General features: G+C 72.3%; 25 protein-coding genes. All 25 read left to right on the top strand.

Annotation, left to right across the window (positions count from 1 at the left end; translation table 11 throughout):
- Window positions 1-34: 34 nt before the first annotated feature.
- The 25 genes from PV396_RS24695 (at window position 35) to PV396_RS24575 (ending at window position 13,696) form a co-directional block, all read left to right on the top strand.
- The gene (locus PV396_RS24695) at window positions 35-571 is read left to right on the top strand and encodes a hypothetical protein (protein WP_319208038.1); all 537 of its coding nucleotides are present in this window, start codon (window positions 35-37) and stop codon (window positions 569-571) included.
- Window positions 568-1,179 (top strand): hypothetical protein, encoded by a 612-nt coding sequence (locus tag PV396_RS24690; RefSeq protein WP_319208036.1) that lies wholly within the window; start codon window positions 568-570, stop codon window positions 1,177-1,179. The genes PV396_RS24695 and PV396_RS24690 overlap by 4 nt, the downstream gene beginning before the upstream one ends.
- A complete protein-coding gene (locus PV396_RS24685) occupies window positions 1,176-1,442 on the top strand; it encodes a hypothetical protein (RefSeq protein WP_319208033.1) in 267 nt (88 codons plus the stop codon). Before PV396_RS24690 ends, PV396_RS24685 begins: the two co-directional genes overlap by 4 nt.
- Window positions 1,442-2,053 carry a hypothetical protein gene (locus PV396_RS24680; protein ID WP_319208031.1) on the top strand — a complete coding sequence of 204 codons (612 nt, stop codon included), beginning with the start codon at window positions 1,442-1,444 and terminating at the stop codon, window positions 2,051-2,053. The genes PV396_RS24685 and PV396_RS24680 overlap by 1 nt, the downstream gene beginning before the upstream one ends.
- A complete protein-coding gene (locus tag PV396_RS24675; RefSeq protein ID WP_319208029.1) occupies window positions 2,053-2,532 on the top strand; it encodes a hypothetical protein in 480 nt (159 codons plus the stop codon). The genes PV396_RS24680 and PV396_RS24675 overlap by 1 nt, the downstream gene beginning before the upstream one ends.
- Window positions 2,532-3,389, top strand: a complete 858-nt coding sequence (locus PV396_RS24670; RefSeq protein WP_319208026.1) for a hypothetical protein — start codon at window positions 2,532-2,534, stop codon at window positions 3,387-3,389. The genes PV396_RS24675 and PV396_RS24670 overlap by 1 nt, the downstream gene beginning before the upstream one ends.
- A gap of 1 nt (window position 3,390) precedes the next feature.
- A complete protein-coding gene (locus PV396_RS24665) occupies window positions 3,391-3,714 on the top strand; it encodes a hypothetical protein (RefSeq protein ID WP_319208025.1) in 324 nt (107 codons plus the stop codon).
- A 1-nt stretch (window position 3,715) separates the two neighbouring features.
- A complete protein-coding gene (locus PV396_RS24660) occupies window positions 3,716-4,069 on the top strand; it encodes a hypothetical protein (protein ID WP_319208024.1) in 354 nt (117 codons plus the stop codon).
- Window positions 4,066-4,605 carry a hypothetical protein gene (locus tag PV396_RS24655; protein ID WP_319208022.1) on the top strand — a complete coding sequence of 180 codons (540 nt, stop codon included), beginning with the start codon at window positions 4,066-4,068 and terminating at the stop codon, window positions 4,603-4,605. The genes PV396_RS24660 and PV396_RS24655 overlap by 4 nt, the downstream gene beginning before the upstream one ends.
- Window positions 4,606-4,762: 157 nt before the next feature.
- The gene (locus PV396_RS24650; RefSeq protein ID WP_319208020.1) at window positions 4,763-5,278 is read left to right on the top strand and encodes a hypothetical protein; all 516 of its coding nucleotides are present in this window, start codon (window positions 4,763-4,765) and stop codon (window positions 5,276-5,278) included.
- A 146-nt stretch (window positions 5,279-5,424) separates the two neighbouring features.
- Window positions 5,425-6,117, top strand: a complete 693-nt coding sequence (locus PV396_RS24645; protein ID WP_319208018.1) for a VWA domain-containing protein — start codon at window positions 5,425-5,427, stop codon at window positions 6,115-6,117.
- 98 nt (window positions 6,118-6,215) lie between these two features.
- Window positions 6,216-7,928, top strand: coding sequence for a hypothetical protein (locus PV396_RS24640; RefSeq protein WP_319208015.1), 1,713 nt, complete (start codon window positions 6,216-6,218; stop codon window positions 7,926-7,928).
- On the top strand, window positions 7,918-8,238 hold the full coding sequence (locus PV396_RS24635) for a hypothetical protein (RefSeq protein WP_319208013.1): 321 nt from the start codon (window positions 7,918-7,920) through the stop codon (window positions 8,236-8,238). Before PV396_RS24640 ends, PV396_RS24635 begins: the two co-directional genes overlap by 11 nt.
- Window positions 8,235-8,459, top strand: coding sequence for a hypothetical protein (locus PV396_RS24630; RefSeq protein ID WP_319208010.1), 225 nt, complete (start codon window positions 8,235-8,237; stop codon window positions 8,457-8,459). The genes PV396_RS24635 and PV396_RS24630 overlap by 4 nt, the downstream gene beginning before the upstream one ends.
- Entirely contained in the window at window positions 8,456-9,532 is a 1,077-nt protein-coding gene (locus PV396_RS24625; RefSeq protein WP_319208008.1) for a hypothetical protein, read from the top strand. Before PV396_RS24630 ends, PV396_RS24625 begins: the two co-directional genes overlap by 4 nt.
- Window positions 9,529-9,885: a hypothetical protein gene (locus tag PV396_RS24620; protein WP_319208005.1), complete on the top strand. Its 357-nt coding sequence runs from the start codon at window positions 9,529-9,531 to the stop codon at window positions 9,883-9,885. Before PV396_RS24625 ends, PV396_RS24620 begins: the two co-directional genes overlap by 4 nt.
- Before the next feature lie 62 nt (window positions 9,886-9,947).
- Complete coding sequence (locus PV396_RS24615; protein WP_319208004.1) at window positions 9,948-10,661, top strand: hypothetical protein; 714 nt, start codon at window positions 9,948-9,950, stop codon at window positions 10,659-10,661.
- A complete protein-coding gene (locus tag PV396_RS24610) occupies window positions 10,658-10,900 on the top strand; it encodes a hypothetical protein (protein WP_319208002.1) in 243 nt (80 codons plus the stop codon). Before PV396_RS24615 ends, PV396_RS24610 begins: the two co-directional genes overlap by 4 nt.
- Window positions 10,897-11,181, top strand: a complete 285-nt coding sequence (locus PV396_RS24605; protein WP_319208000.1) for a hypothetical protein — start codon at window positions 10,897-10,899, stop codon at window positions 11,179-11,181. Before PV396_RS24610 ends, PV396_RS24605 begins: the two co-directional genes overlap by 4 nt.
- A 90-nt stretch (window positions 11,182-11,271) precedes the next feature.
- A complete protein-coding gene (locus PV396_RS24600; RefSeq protein ID WP_319207997.1) occupies window positions 11,272-11,475 on the top strand; it encodes a hypothetical protein in 204 nt (67 codons plus the stop codon).
- The gene (locus PV396_RS24595) at window positions 11,472-11,801 is read left to right on the top strand and encodes a hypothetical protein (protein ID WP_319207995.1); all 330 of its coding nucleotides are present in this window, start codon (window positions 11,472-11,474) and stop codon (window positions 11,799-11,801) included. Before PV396_RS24600 ends, PV396_RS24595 begins: the two co-directional genes overlap by 4 nt.
- Window positions 11,798-12,106 carry a hypothetical protein gene (locus PV396_RS24590; protein WP_319207993.1) on the top strand — a complete coding sequence of 103 codons (309 nt, stop codon included), beginning with the start codon at window positions 11,798-11,800 and terminating at the stop codon, window positions 12,104-12,106. The genes PV396_RS24595 and PV396_RS24590 overlap by 4 nt, the downstream gene beginning before the upstream one ends.
- The gene (locus PV396_RS24585; RefSeq protein WP_319207992.1) at window positions 12,103-12,426 is read left to right on the top strand and encodes a hypothetical protein; all 324 of its coding nucleotides are present in this window, start codon (window positions 12,103-12,105) and stop codon (window positions 12,424-12,426) included. The genes PV396_RS24590 and PV396_RS24585 overlap by 4 nt, the downstream gene beginning before the upstream one ends.
- On the top strand, window positions 12,423-13,538 hold the full coding sequence (locus PV396_RS24580) for a hypothetical protein (protein WP_319207990.1): 1,116 nt from the start codon (window positions 12,423-12,425) through the stop codon (window positions 13,536-13,538). The genes PV396_RS24585 and PV396_RS24580 overlap by 4 nt, the downstream gene beginning before the upstream one ends.
- Window positions 13,535-13,696: a hypothetical protein gene (locus PV396_RS24575; protein ID WP_319207988.1), complete on the top strand. Its 162-nt coding sequence runs from the start codon at window positions 13,535-13,537 to the stop codon at window positions 13,694-13,696. Before PV396_RS24580 ends, PV396_RS24575 begins: the two co-directional genes overlap by 4 nt.
- Window positions 13,697-13,698: the final 2 nt, after the last annotated feature.

The following is a 13,698-nucleotide window of genomic DNA, read 5'->3' as shown; positions in this document are numbered from 1 at the left end:
CGTTCGCCTCACCACTCTGAAAGCTGAGGTTCACGTGGAACAGGCTACCGCCACCACGCCCACCGCATCACCCGAGACCAGAGCACCCGGCTCGCCGGGTACGCCCCTCCAGCAGGCCTACGCTGTGGCCGGCCGGATCATCGGCCACCTCACCACGCTGCCCCGCAGCATCGACCTCGCCCGCGAACTCGACGGCGAGTACAGCGTCCACGTCATGTGGAGCCACGACGTGTCCGGGGTCCGCGCCCTCGCCGCCTGGGCCAACGCCTCCTGGGACCTGGTGCCCAGCGACACCGGCATCGGCGTCTACGCCGAGACCCGCCCCCGCGTCGGCGGCATCACCATCTGGGCCTGGACCCTCCTGTCCAAAACCGAGGCCGAGCAGGCCCGGCTCATGCTCCCGCCGCCCGACCCGCAGCCCACCCCCGCCCCGCCCGACGGCGAGGACCAGGCGGCGGACGACACCGCCACGGTGCTGCCGACGCCCACCGCCATGCCGCTCGGATCCAGCATCCTGGCGCACGTCACCGCCGTCTCCCCGCAGGCCGGGCCCGAGGCGGATGCCCTGTGAGCCGCCACCTGCAGCACCGCCTGCACACCCAACTGGTCACCGCCGTCGCCGTCCTCGACCTCCCGCTCACCGACCTCGACCTCGAGCGCCTGGCCGTCGAGATGACCGCCCCCGTCAAAGCGATGCTCGCCGAGGCCCTCGCCACGGCGGACGAACAGGCACCCCTCGCCGTCTCGGTCGCCGTCCCCGTCATCAGCGCCGGCCCCCACCCGGACGTCGACGAGGCGGCCGGGGTGGAGACCAGCGAGTACGCGGGCTGCGTCTCCCGGATCGGCCTGGAAATCGACCTGGACTCCCCGGCCGCCGTCCTCGCCGACAAGCTCCGCTCCTCGCAGCCGGACGTGATCGCCACCGACGTACCCGACGCGGCCACCCTCGGGCTGACCGTACGGCCGCAGTCGATCGACTGCTGGCGCTGGTGGCTGTCCCACCTCAACGTGCCCGTCGGCGCCGTCGAAACGCACGGCGACGCGGCCACCGCGACCGGCCAGTACAAGGGCGTCACGATCCAGCTCCGCGGCGACGGCGTCCCCGAGCTCCTCACCGACCGGGCCGCAGCCCGCCTCGCCGGAGTCATCGCCGGTGGCCCTGCCGGACACCCGTGGTGAGCGCCACCACCAGCGACCAGGGAGTCGTGTTCGCGCTCATCTTCGCCACCGCCGCCGCATGGCTTATCGCGGCCCTGCTCATCAAGCACGCCCTCGACAAGCCCTGCACCTACACCCCCGCCGCCCGCCGTACGCGCACGCCCGCGCTCCCCACCGCGCTCGCCGACAGCCGCCCCCACGCCCGGCCCCGCGCGTGCGACGAGACCACACCCATCACCTCCGTGCAGCTCGAGCGCGCACTCCACCGCAAGGAACAGGCCTGATGGATCTGATCACCACCACCTACTTCGGGTGGAACCCGCTGGCCCACGCCCCCGGATGCACCATCCCGGTCTGGGACGACGCCGACATCCGCCACACCGACGCCATCCGCACCACCCCCGGCGACACCCGCCCCCACGAGTGCGCCCACCCCGACTGCACCCACGACACCGGCTTCGACCGCGTGCAACTGCGCCTGCTGTGCCGCACCTGCCACACCGTCATCACCCTCTCCGCCGAACACCTCAACCAGGCCATGGCCCACACCTCGGTGACCGGGTGGGGCCAGCCCCCGCAGCAGCTCGCCGGCGTGTGGCTGTGGCCCGGACGCGCCCCCGCCCCCGGCCACACCCCGTACGAGTACCTCATCACCCGCGACAACACCCACATCCCCACCCCCGACACCGTGTACGGGATCATCACCGGCTACCGCGACGCCGACCACGTCCAGCGCTGGATCGCCGCCGCCGTACCCGACCCCGACGGCGCCCACCAGGTCTCCACCCTCCGCTGGCGCCACTCCTCCAAGGGTCTCGCCACCCTCGGCGAGGCCGCCGCCTGGATCACCGACGCCGAGACCCGCCCGCAGCGCTCGCTGGTGGTGAGCGTCTGATGATCGAGCGCGACACGAAGGTCACGATCAGCATCGACCTCGACCTCAATGCCCTGTCCCGCGTCTCGGACTCCCGACTCGCCATGGTGTGGCACGTAGCCCAGGCCAACCCCGCCCCCCACGCTGACGAGATGGCCGGCCGTGTGGTGGCGAAGGTCGGCTGGGAAATCATCCGCCGCTGGCTCGCCGCCACCCCGCCGGAGATGTACCACCACCAGCAGGACCACTACCGCGGCAAGCACCTCTCCCGCTTCGCCATCTACCGCGACGGCGACTGGCACCCGGACCCCACGAAGCTCGCCAAGTACGAGACCGAGCAGGCGCAGAAGGCCGCCGACGAGACGGCACCCGCGAGCGAGGAGTACCAGTACTGCGGCGCCGACCTCGCCCGCCGCAGCGAGTACCCGCTCACCTGCCACCGCCGCATCGCCCATAAGGGGCCGTGCTCGCCTCTCCGTGATCAGGACGGTGGCGCCTGATGTCGAAGTCCCGCCGCGTCCAAGCCGCTCAGATCGTCGAGCGCCGGATCCTCTCCCTGGTCCCGCGCGCCGTCGCTCACGCCACCACCGTCACGGTCACCCGCGAGTACGAGCTGCTCGGCCGCCCGGCAACGGACTCGTGGACCGGCGGCGTCGACACCGTCGCGCAGCGCATCGCACTCGCCCTGTACGGAACCGCCGACCAGGACGAGCCGGACGACCTGCACACCCCGCTGCGCGACCAGCTCGAGGACGCACTCAGGACCGCCGGCCAGGTACCCGCGACCATGCCGGTCGAGGTCCTCGCCCAAGCCGGGGTCCTGGCCGACGCCATCCTGCCCGTCGCCCTCCGCGCCGCACGAAACGCCGCCCGCAAGGCGGTACTTCAGGCGGCCGACCTGTTCGAGGAGCGTGGCCGCAGTCTCCTCGACGGCGCCATCATGACCGGCGCCGACGCCGCAGCCCTCCTGCGCGCTCACGCCGACGCTGGGGAGACCGGCACCACCCCGCAGAGGGATGAGGAGGAGGACACCCCGGCCGACAGCACCGCCACGTCGGCCGGGGCGGCGTCCACTGCTCGAGGCGAGATCCTCGCCGCCCTCATCGCGGCCGGCCACAGCGAGGCCTCAGCCCTCGAGGTCCTCACCCGCGCCGACCGCGAGCCCCGCGATCCCGACCCGGACCCGGACTTCCGGGAAACCCTCGGCGGCGGCCACGCCCTGGTCGTCGAGTACGACGACTGCGAAATGCACGCCTCCTGCCAGTGCGGCAGCCGCTTCGGCATCACCACCCCCGACGCCTCGCTGGACACCTTCGTCCCCGCCTGGGAGCACCACACCAACACGGAGGTGGCCTGACATGGCGATCAGCAGAAATGGGCGACAGGCCGATCACCCGGCAACCGCCCGCGAGCTGACCACCCGGCCATACGAGTGGGGCACCGTCCACACCTACCGGGCCGACTACGTGGCCAGGACGGTCGCCCGCGACATCCGCGCCGCGCAAGGGAACTTTGCCGTGTACGGGCCCGCCGGCTCCTTCGAGACCCGCGTCATCACCGTCGACGACGGCACCCTCCTCGAGGCCCGCTACGTCCGCGGTATCGCCCGCGCCCTGCCCGGCCTGATCCACGCAACACCGGACACCAACCACTCTCTGCACACCGACCCGGGGGTGGCCTGACATGCCACGCCCCAAGAAACGGCCTACCGCCGACCACTCGCAGATCGCCCACCACCTGTCCGCCCACCCCTACGAGTGGGGGCCCGTCCGCGTCTACCCCACCGCGTACTCGGCTGAGGACATCGCCCGCAAGATCCAGGCCGCCGAGGACAGGTTCTGCGTGTACGGGCCCGCCGGGTACTTCGAGACCCGCACCACGCCCGTCGAGGACGGCACCCTCCTCGAGGCCCGCTACACCGGCGGCATCTCCAAGCCCCGCCGGCGCCCGGCCACCGGCCCCACCTCCGCCGACCTGATGTGGGCCGACGCCATCACCGGCCTTTCCCCCGCCACCGGACCGAACGGAACGACATGACCGAGCGCGCCCTCCCGCACGACCCCTACATCACCGCCGTCTGCGACGCCCTCACCGCCGCCGGGCTGAAACTGACCGACCAGTGCTGGACCGGTGACGGCGAGACCCGCGGTACGTACTGCTACCTCGACGCTGTCATCACCCTCGACCCGTCCGGGACCCTCGGCCTCGACGCCGAGGACGTGCTGGGCGCCAAGGCCGAGTGGCCGCACGGGCTGCTGCTGATCTGGGAGTGGCACACCGGAATCGAAGCCGACCAAGGCGAGCCGGCGCGCGGCCCGCAATGGCTGTTCGCCGAGCTGAAGGGCGACGGCTCCAACGAGTACCCGACCGACCTCCCCATCGAGGGCTACGCCAGCCCGGCCGCCGTCCTGGAGGCCGCCCGAAAGGTCATCGGCCAGGAGATCGGCGCCGGTCACTTCCACAACAGCGGCCAGCCGACGTGGGACGGCGGCACCATCGGCGACTCCTGGGACCAGGCCGACACGGTGAACGCCGCATGCGAGGCATGGGGCAACGCCGAGGGCGAGGAGTGAAGAAGCCACCCCCATGCACGTGGCTCAGCCCCTCCCCACACGCCCTCACCTACGCCCGGCTGTACCCGTCCGGCTGGTGGTGCGCCCGCCACATCCCGACCTGGCACCGGAAACCGGTCGGCCCCGCCAGCACCCCGCACCGAAAGGACGACACCCCATGAGCACCGCGTCCCGCGCCCGCTGCTTCTCGCCCGCCGACATGGCGGCCCGGCGTCCCACCCCACCCACCTCTGCGGTGCCCCCCGCGCAGGCCGCCGCAGAGGCCGCCGCACCTGCGGTGACGGCGACACCCGCCCCTCGCCCGGGTAGCTCCCTCACCCCCGGCGTCCTGCACCGCAGGGAACGCCTGCGCCCCATGTTCCAGCAGGCCATGCGCATCAGTCGCCTGCTCCCCAACTCCCGCCTCGTCGCACTCACCCTCCTCGGCTACTCCCACTACGAGACCGGCCTCATCCGACGGCACCCCACCACCGCGGAACTCGCCTACGCCACCGGCCTGACCAAGGCCCAGGTCCTCACGCAGGTCCAGATCCTCACCCAGCGCGGATGGCTGCGCACCAACCCCCTCCCCGCACCCGCGGGCATCGGCCAGCTCGCACCGCAGCTGTGCATCCCGGCACCCGTCCTGAACCAGATCCGCTCCCGCACCTACCACACCTTCCAGACCGACTGAACCCACAGCCACCATCCCAGCGGCCTCACCCCCGGGGCGTCCCCCACGCCCGAGGCCGCCACCCCCCAGGGCCCCGCCCGCCCCCATCCCCCAACGGGCGGGGCCCACCCCCACACCCGCATCTATCCACTACCCGAAGGAACACCGTGATCTCTCTCAGCAAGGTCGAAGCGCAGGCTCCCGGCCTGGTCAACCTCGCCAAGACTGCCGCCGTCTCTCTGGAGAAGGCCGGCCTGGCCGGGCAGCGCGCTGCCGTTCAGCTGGTCCTGGACCACTCCGGCAGCATGCGCGGCTTCTACCGTGACGGGAGCGTCCAGCGCCTGGCCGAGCAGACCCTCGGCCTGTCCGTGAACCTCGACGACGACGGCTCCGTGCCCGTCTCCTACTTCGGTGCGAGCGTCGACCACACCGTGGACGTCCGCCTGGACAACTACGTCGGGATCATCGACACCACCCACACCGCGTCCGCGTGGGGTTCCACGAACTACGTCGCCGCCATGCAGGCCGCCGTCGAAGAGCACGACATCAACGGCTTCGACTTCCCCGGCCTGGTCATCTTCCAGACCGACGGCGAACCCAACGACGCGGAGAAGACCAAGCGGGCCCTGCGCTCCATCTCCAACCGGCCGCTGTTCTTCGCGTTCGTCGGCTTCGGCCCCGAGCGCAACATGCGGTTTCTCCAGCAGCTCGACACCCTCGACGGCCGCCAGGTCGACAACGCCTCCTTCTTCCACGCCGCCGACCCCCACACCGTCACCGACGAGGCCCTGTACGACGGCATCACCGGCGAGTTCGCCGGATGGCTGGCCGCCGCCCGGGCCGCCGGGATCGTCCAGTGAGGCTCGCCCCCGCCGCCCGCGCCGCCGCCCTCACCCGGCCGCGCCGGTGCTGACTGCCCCCACCACTCGCTGACCCCACACCGATCAAAGGAACCCCGATGTCCGCCGTCGCGCGCGCAGCCCTCCCGGCTGCACCGCACCCCCAGCCGCACCGCGCGGCCGAGGGTGCGCCCGCGCGCGCCGGCGGCGCCCCCATCAAGGTCCCCCTGCGCCTCGTCGTAGGTGCTCAGTACCCGGATGCGGCCCTGAGCACCTACGTCAAGATCGCAGCCCTCGCCCTCCGCCCGGAGGGCTGCACCGCCAAAGTCGCCGTGATCGCCGGATACCTCGGCACGTCCAAGAGCACGGTCGAACGAGGCCTGCGCCCGCTCATCGGGCCCGACCTGGTCGACGGCATCACCGAGATCCCGACCGTACGGCGCACCATGTCCGGCGGCACCGGCGAGTCCGCACACCGCGTCACCCGCCCCCTCACCGCCGGCGAACTGTGGGTCCGCATCCCCGTCCGCGCGGCCGAGGCCCTGAGCCCCCGCCTGCTGCGCCTGTACGCGCTCATCGCCTACGCGGTGGTCCGCGGTATCCCGGTCACGCTCACCGAGCTGAGCGAGATGCTCTACCACCACAGCGGCAAGAAGAAGGGGCAGCATCTCAGCGAATCGTCGGCCCGCCGCCTGGTCCGCAGCCTCGAAACAACCGGCTGGATCACCGTCCACGACCGCGAGGACCACCAGGGCCGCCACGCGTACGAGGCACACCGTCATCCTCTGCACGCTCTCCCCGTCCCCGCCCCGGTCGTCGTCCGTGAGCCGCAGGCGGACGAGCAACTGGCGCTGTGGGAGGGCGAGTCACCGGTCATTCATGACGGATCGGGTCCGGGCGATCATGACGGATCCCTCGCGACTGAGGAAGACCTGGGTACTGACCGACGTGGTGAGACGAAGCTGGGTGGGGGTATCCGCCGTAGGCGAGGTGACCGTAAGTGGGTCGCGGCCCCTGTGGATAACCCGGTGCCGGACACCTTCGCTTCCGGTGATCGCGTGCTGCGCACGGATACCCACACCTCACCGTCACCCACCGTTGCCGACCGCGCCCCGTACACCGGGCCCGGTCTGCAGCTCTCGCCCCGCGTCTGGCGCGTCCTCGTCCCCGTCCACCACGAACTCGCCGCACTCAGCCCGTTCGTGCTGCGGAAGATCGCCCACGCTCTCGGCGCACTCCTGGACGAGGGCACCGACGAGCAGCGACTCACAGGCCGTCTCGAGCGCCGCTACGCCACCACCACCGAGATCCACGACATCGGCCGCTGGCTCCTCGGCGCAGCCCTCATCCGTCACGGCTGCGGCAACCCGGCCTGCGAGACCGGCACCATCTGGGACACCGGCGCCGACTGCGAACTCTGCGCCACCAACCGCCGGGCCGCCGCCGCCCGGGCGCAGCGCGATGCCGAACTCACCGCCCGCGAACTGGAGATGGCTGCGCAGCGGCAGGCGAGGCTGCACGCCGTCGACGACCAGGCGGTGGGCGAACCGCACGGCGTGGCCGTCGTACGCGAGCAGCTGCTCGAGCCGCCCGGCGCCCAACCTGCCCTCTCCGCCCCGGCCGCCCAGGCCGCGCCCGTGCAGGCGGTCGTGCCGTGGCCTGCTCGGGCCACCGAGGCCGAACGGAAGACGGCCACCAGCTTGGACATCCGTACGGCGATCGCCCGCTACGGGCGCACCGGCGCCATCCACATCTACGGCCACGCCCGGGTCCTCCCGCACCTGGCCGCCCTATCCGAGGACACCGAATCGAGGACCGGCTATGCCCAGTGAGACCGGCGTCGTCTTGTGCGACACCTGCCAGGCCCGCATCCGGTGGGCCATCACCGCCCACGGCCGACGCCAGCCGCTCAACGCCGACCCCGACCCCAAGGGCAACCTCGGCGCGTACGTCGACGGCACTGGCACCCTCCGCGTCCGGGTCCTCACCAAGGAGCGGGACCGGTTGGAGGGCATGGAGTGGCAGGCCATGCCCCACATCGCGACCTGCACCGCCCCGCCCCTGCGCGTCCCGGCCCCCGCCCGCCGGCCCAACCGGCGGCGCGCCGCCGTACGCCCGGGCGCCTGGCGGTGGGGACGGTGACCGAACTGCAGCCGGAGCCGGAGCCGATGGTGCCGGACGAGGACCACTCCAACGGCGCCGCCTGGACCAGCCCCCACCCGGCCGGCCTCCCCGGCCACATCCGCCCCTGGACCCCCGCCGAGCAGGCCGAACACCTGGCCGCACTGGCCCAGGGGATCGCCGGGTTCGCCGTCACCGTCGCGCTCGGCCGCGCCCGGGCCCGATCGGAAGGCCGGTCGTGAGGAACCCGTATCTGCATCCCAAGGACACAGAGATCCGCGCGCTGATCGCCGAGGGCAAGAACAACTACGCCATCGCCGCCGAACTGCACGTCGACCGCGCCGCCGTCCGCCGCATCCGCAAGCTGACCGGCACCCCCAACCCGTCCCCGCAGGTGCCGACCCTCGAAGAGAAGTGGGCCGCCCGTACGAGGCCGCTCGAGGGCGGCCACATGGAGTGGAGGGGAGAGCGCGTCGGCCCCGCCGGGTCACCGGTCATGCGGTACAAGGAGGCCTCCTACAGCCCCACCGCGATCGCCTTCGAGATGCGACACGGCCGCCCGCCGCAGGGCTACGCGATCGCCGACTGCGGACTGCAGCAGTGCGTCGCCCCCGACCACGTCGACGACGAGGCCGGCCGCCTCGCCAAGCGCCAGGAACTCCGCTGCGCAAGCGGCCTGGACGACCGCCCCGGCACCTGCACGGGCGGCCACGACCAGAGCACGAACAGGCGTCTGCAGCGGGACGGACGCCCGTACTGCGAGGCCTGCAAGCGCGCCAAGAAGCACGAACCGCAGGCGCAGCGCGAAGCCCGGGCCGCCGCCCGCGCGGCCGTACGGCGGGACATCGAGACGATGCTCCGCCAGAGCATCCCGCAGACGCACATCGCCAGCCAGCTGCACGTCGGAGTAGCCACCGTCCAGCGCACCCGGCGGCGGCTGGGAGTGACCGTGCCCCGGTCCGGGCCTCGCGCACGGTACAGCTCCCTCGAGGAAGCGTTCCGCGCCAACACCGCGCCGGCCGACGGCGGGCACCTGCGCTGGACCGGATCCCTCGACTCCGGGCGTGGCACCCCGTACGTACGCCTCCACCGGCAGAAGGTCCCCGCCGCCCGCGTGTCCTTCGAACTCCACCACGGCCGCCCACCGGCAGGCCAAGTCAGGGCCGACGGCTGCCCGGTGGACGGCTGCCTCGCCGGCGCCCACCTCACCGACCAACTGACACGACAAGCCAGCCGTCACGCCGCCCAGCTGAAGCGGGCGGCGGACCGGCGCGCGGACAAGGCGTTCGCCGCGATCTTCGGAGCCGCGTCGTGACCTTCAGCTTCGAGCTGCCCCCTGAGCGGTTGACCTGGTACCACCTCGGCTCGCTCCTCGCCGCCGAGGCCGGCCGCCTGACGTACGACCGGGGTCAGTACAGCGTCCACGGCGTCTCGAACAACGCGATCGCCTGCCACTGGGCCGGTCTCCTCGTCGACGGGGACGGCGGCATGGTCCTCACCGGCCTTGGCCGCACCATGCTCGCCGACTGGAAGGCCAGCCCGGACGGGCAGGCCTGGCTCCTCGCCGAGCGGTCCGACGACGAGCACGACCAGGAGCAGCACGCCGCCACGCAGCAGCCCGCGCCCACGGTCGCCGAGCAGCTCGACCTGTTCGGAGTCGCCTCGTGATCGTCGAGCGCGAGCACCGCCGTCCAGTTCCGCCCGCCCACGCACATACACAGGACGTGATCATGACCACCCAACCGCAGCCCCCGACGCACATCACCCTGAGCCGCAGCGACCTCGCCGCGCTCCTCGCCCACCACGCCGACGTCCTCGCCGCTCAACTGCGCGCCGATCCTGCCCGCGACGGATGGATCGCAGCCGAACGGCTGAGCGAGCACGGCCACGCGCTGACCGCCGAGGAGAAGACGCCAGCCGTCGCTGAACTCCTCGACTCGGTGCTGACGTTCCCCCTGGAGCAGCCGCCTGCGGACCGGGTCGCGCTGCGGGCCCGAATCGCCGAGGCCCTGTACGGCCACAGTCACCCCGGCTGGGCACGGTGTTACGCCGACCTGGACCGGGATGAGCACGACACGTACCTGGGGCGGGCCGACGCGGTGCTGTCGGTGCTTCCCCCGACCGCCGGCCAGGCCGCAGGCTTGCCCGCCGGGTTCCGTACCGCCGTGGTGATCGCCGTGAAGTGCGCCGTCTGCGAGTACCAGTTCGACGAAGACCAGTCGTACACCGTCCACTTCGACACCCTCGCCGAGGCCCACCAGGTCCTCCGCGACCACGGCTGGACCGTCCTCGCCGACGGCCGCGCCGTCTGCGACAGCGACGGCCCGGACCACGACGAATGGCGCGGCACCTCCGAGGCCAACGCCCGCGCCGAGTCGGACCGCGAACACCACCAGGCGGAGATCAACGCGGCCATCAACTACGCACTCAACGAGATGCCGTGAGCACGGCTGCGGAGTGCGCCCGGTGTCACCAGCCCATCCGCTCCGCCGCAGCGACAGCCCGGCGGATCGGGTCGCACTGCTGGCGGAAACTCTCGCCCGCCGAACGCGCCACGATCCGCCGCCTCCTCAAGCTCACCCCCGCCCCGAGCACGGCCCGCGTACGCGCTGCCCTCAACCACCTCACCCCGCCGGGTGAGGGCCAACTCCCCCTCGACACCCAGGAGATCAACACCCCATGAGCAGCGAAACCGTCCTCGTCACCAGCGGTGGCCTCAGCTTCCTCGTCACCACCCAGACCACCGTCCCCTTCACCAGCGCTCTCGCAGACAGCACCGCACCGCGTAGCGCCGACGAAGCCGCCCAGCGTCTCCTCGACGACGGGCAGCACGTCCACCTCGTCTCCGAGGGCGAGGCCCACTGCCCCGACGGCCGGTGCACCCCCGCGATCGTGGCTGGCCTCATCGCGGGACCACGCCCACGCGCCCTCCCGCACCTCAGCGCCCCGAGCCCCCTCACGTAAGCCACCCGTACGGGCTGCCAGTTCGTCCCCCTGGCGGCCCGTAGCCGGCCTGCCCTCCTCATCGCACGCGACAACCGAAGGAAGAACACCGTGGCGAACACACGCTGCCCCGGCTGCCCGTCCGGCGTGAAAGGCCCAGGCAAGTACCTGTGCCTCACCTGCTGGCACGCCCTCACCCCAGCCTCCCGCCACGCCCTCCGTCGGCGTGGCCCCGGAGCAATGGCCCGCCTGCAGGACCTCTACCGCCAGGTCGCCAACGGCGTCCCGCTCGCCGACATCGAGGTGACTCCTTGACCACCCACCTGCGGTACGCGATCGGCACCGCCGCCGCCAGCGCGGCCTTCACCGTCTTCGCTCTCGTCCTGGCCGTCGACGGCCGGCCATGGCTCGGCGCGTGCGCCCTGGGCAGCGCCATCCTCCTCGCCTGCGACACACGACGCGAGACCGTCCTCCACCGGCGCCGCCTGGCCGAACACCACCTCGCCCTCCGCCGATCCCGCGGTGAGACCGTGCCCGCCCTGGACCCGTGCTGCCTCCTCGCCCGGGCGTCGAAGGGCCAGGCACACGACCACCGGTGCACCCTCCCCGAACACGCCGCGCTCAGCGGGGAGGACCTGTGACCTCACACCCGATCCCCGAGAACGCCGGCCACTGGTGGCTGTGCTGCGGCAAGTGGCGTGTCCTGCACGCCATCCCCGCCGCCTCGATCGACCGCGCCAACCAAGACGCCATGGACCAACTGTGCGAACCACCCGGCGTCCGGGCCCGTGCCGCGTGCGGCATACCCCGCCGCTGGCGGATGCCCGGCCTCTTCTCCCGCCTCGGCCGCCGCCGCTGCACCCCCTGCTGCCACGCCCTCACCATCCCCACCGGCTACGGCACCCCCGCCAACGAGAACGACATCACGAAGGACCAGACCACGTGAGCACCCCCGACCCGGCCATGGCCGAACTCGCCCGCGCCCGCCAAGCACTGAGCGCCTGCCTCTACAAGGGCATCGGCCTCACCGGTGCGCGCGTCCACGAACGCGTGGCGCAGCTGATCGACGACCACCAGACCGCGGTGAAGGACGCGCACGCCCACCAACTCGCCGAGGAGATTCGGCGAGCGTCTCGTCAGTACGGCGAGCACACAGAGATGGCCATGCGAACCGCAGCCAACCTGATCGACCCGGAGCCCACACGGGGCGCGCCTGCCGCCACGTCCCGCTCTGGCTACCCCACCCTCCCGGAGGCACACCAGTGAGCAGCCCCCTGGGCCCGGACGCGGACGTCCTCGTCCGTATCTGCGAACAGCTGACCACGCAGGTCCGACGCATCGCCGACGCCCTCACGCCACCCGCTCCCGCCGCGCCCGATGCCGGCACTTGTAACGCCCCCGGCCCGTGGGGCGACGCGCACACCTGCCGGCTTACCGCCGGGCACGACGGCGACCACCAGGCGCACGACGACTGCGTCTGGCACAACCGCCACACCACCCAGGCCCCGGCCACCGACGAGGACACGAACCGCACCAACCGGCGGGCCAGCCTCGGCGCCCTCCTCGCCCGCGCCGAACGCTGCGCACTCAGCCCCACCGACGCCGCACGCCTGGGCAAGGACGTCGACGCCGAGATCCGCGAAGCCGACACCGCCCGCGCCACAGCCGCCGGGAACAGGCGACACGTCCAGGTGATGTACGCCGAGCTGGAACAGACTCGCGTCGACTGCCAGGCCCAGGCCGAGCTGCGGGCGGACATGCAGCGCGACCGCGACCAACACGCCGCCGTACTCACCGAGGTGCTGGGCCAGTTCCTCTCCCACGGCGCAGGCGCGACCAGGACACTCACCGTTGCCGTCGCCCCCAGCACCTACAAAAGGTGGCGCAGCGTCGTCGCGCCGACCGTGGAGCGGCCGTGGTGGGTGACTGTTGCCGAGCTGCGCGAAGAGCTGAAACGCGCCGAGGCCGAGCGGGACAAGGACCGCGTGCGGATCGCGGCCGTACGCGACGCGCTCGGCTCTCTCCGTCGCACCATGGCCCACGACCCCCGCGACTGGGGCCAGGACAAGCGAGACGCCTGGCTCTGGGGAATCGTCTGCGGCTGGGAGTGCGAGGAGCAGCACGACCACGATGTCGTCTGCGACCGGGACAACCCGCTGAGGCGGGCTGCCGCGCGCCACCGCTGGCCCAACGAGGACGTGGACCGGCTGAAGACGTACCGGCGCGCGGTCGCCGCCCTGGACGAATCCCGCCAGGCGCCCGCTGAAGTAGCCCACCCCGAGACGAACCCGCAGGCCAGCCAGTCAAGCACGGTGGACGAACAACCCGGCAGTGCCTGCCCGGACGTCCAGCAGCCTGTCGAGGAGGGCCAGTCGTGACGGCCGTCGGCTGGGACCCGGATGGCTGGGAGGGCGAGGACTGCACCGGCACCTGCTGCCGCACCGACCCCAACTCCAGCCCGCCACGCAGGCCTGGGCTCCTCGCCCGTGTCCGCACCGCTTTCCGCAACGCCATCCGTCCGACCAAGGAGCAGTGACC

This window comes from Streptomyces sp. ME02-8801-2C (assembly GCF_033793965.1).
Classification (GTDB): Bacteria; Actinomycetota; Actinomycetes; order Streptomycetales; family Streptomycetaceae; genus Streptomyces.
The sequence above is the reverse complement of the archived record's forward strand: the minus strand, read 5'-3'. Positions and strand labels throughout refer to the sequence as shown.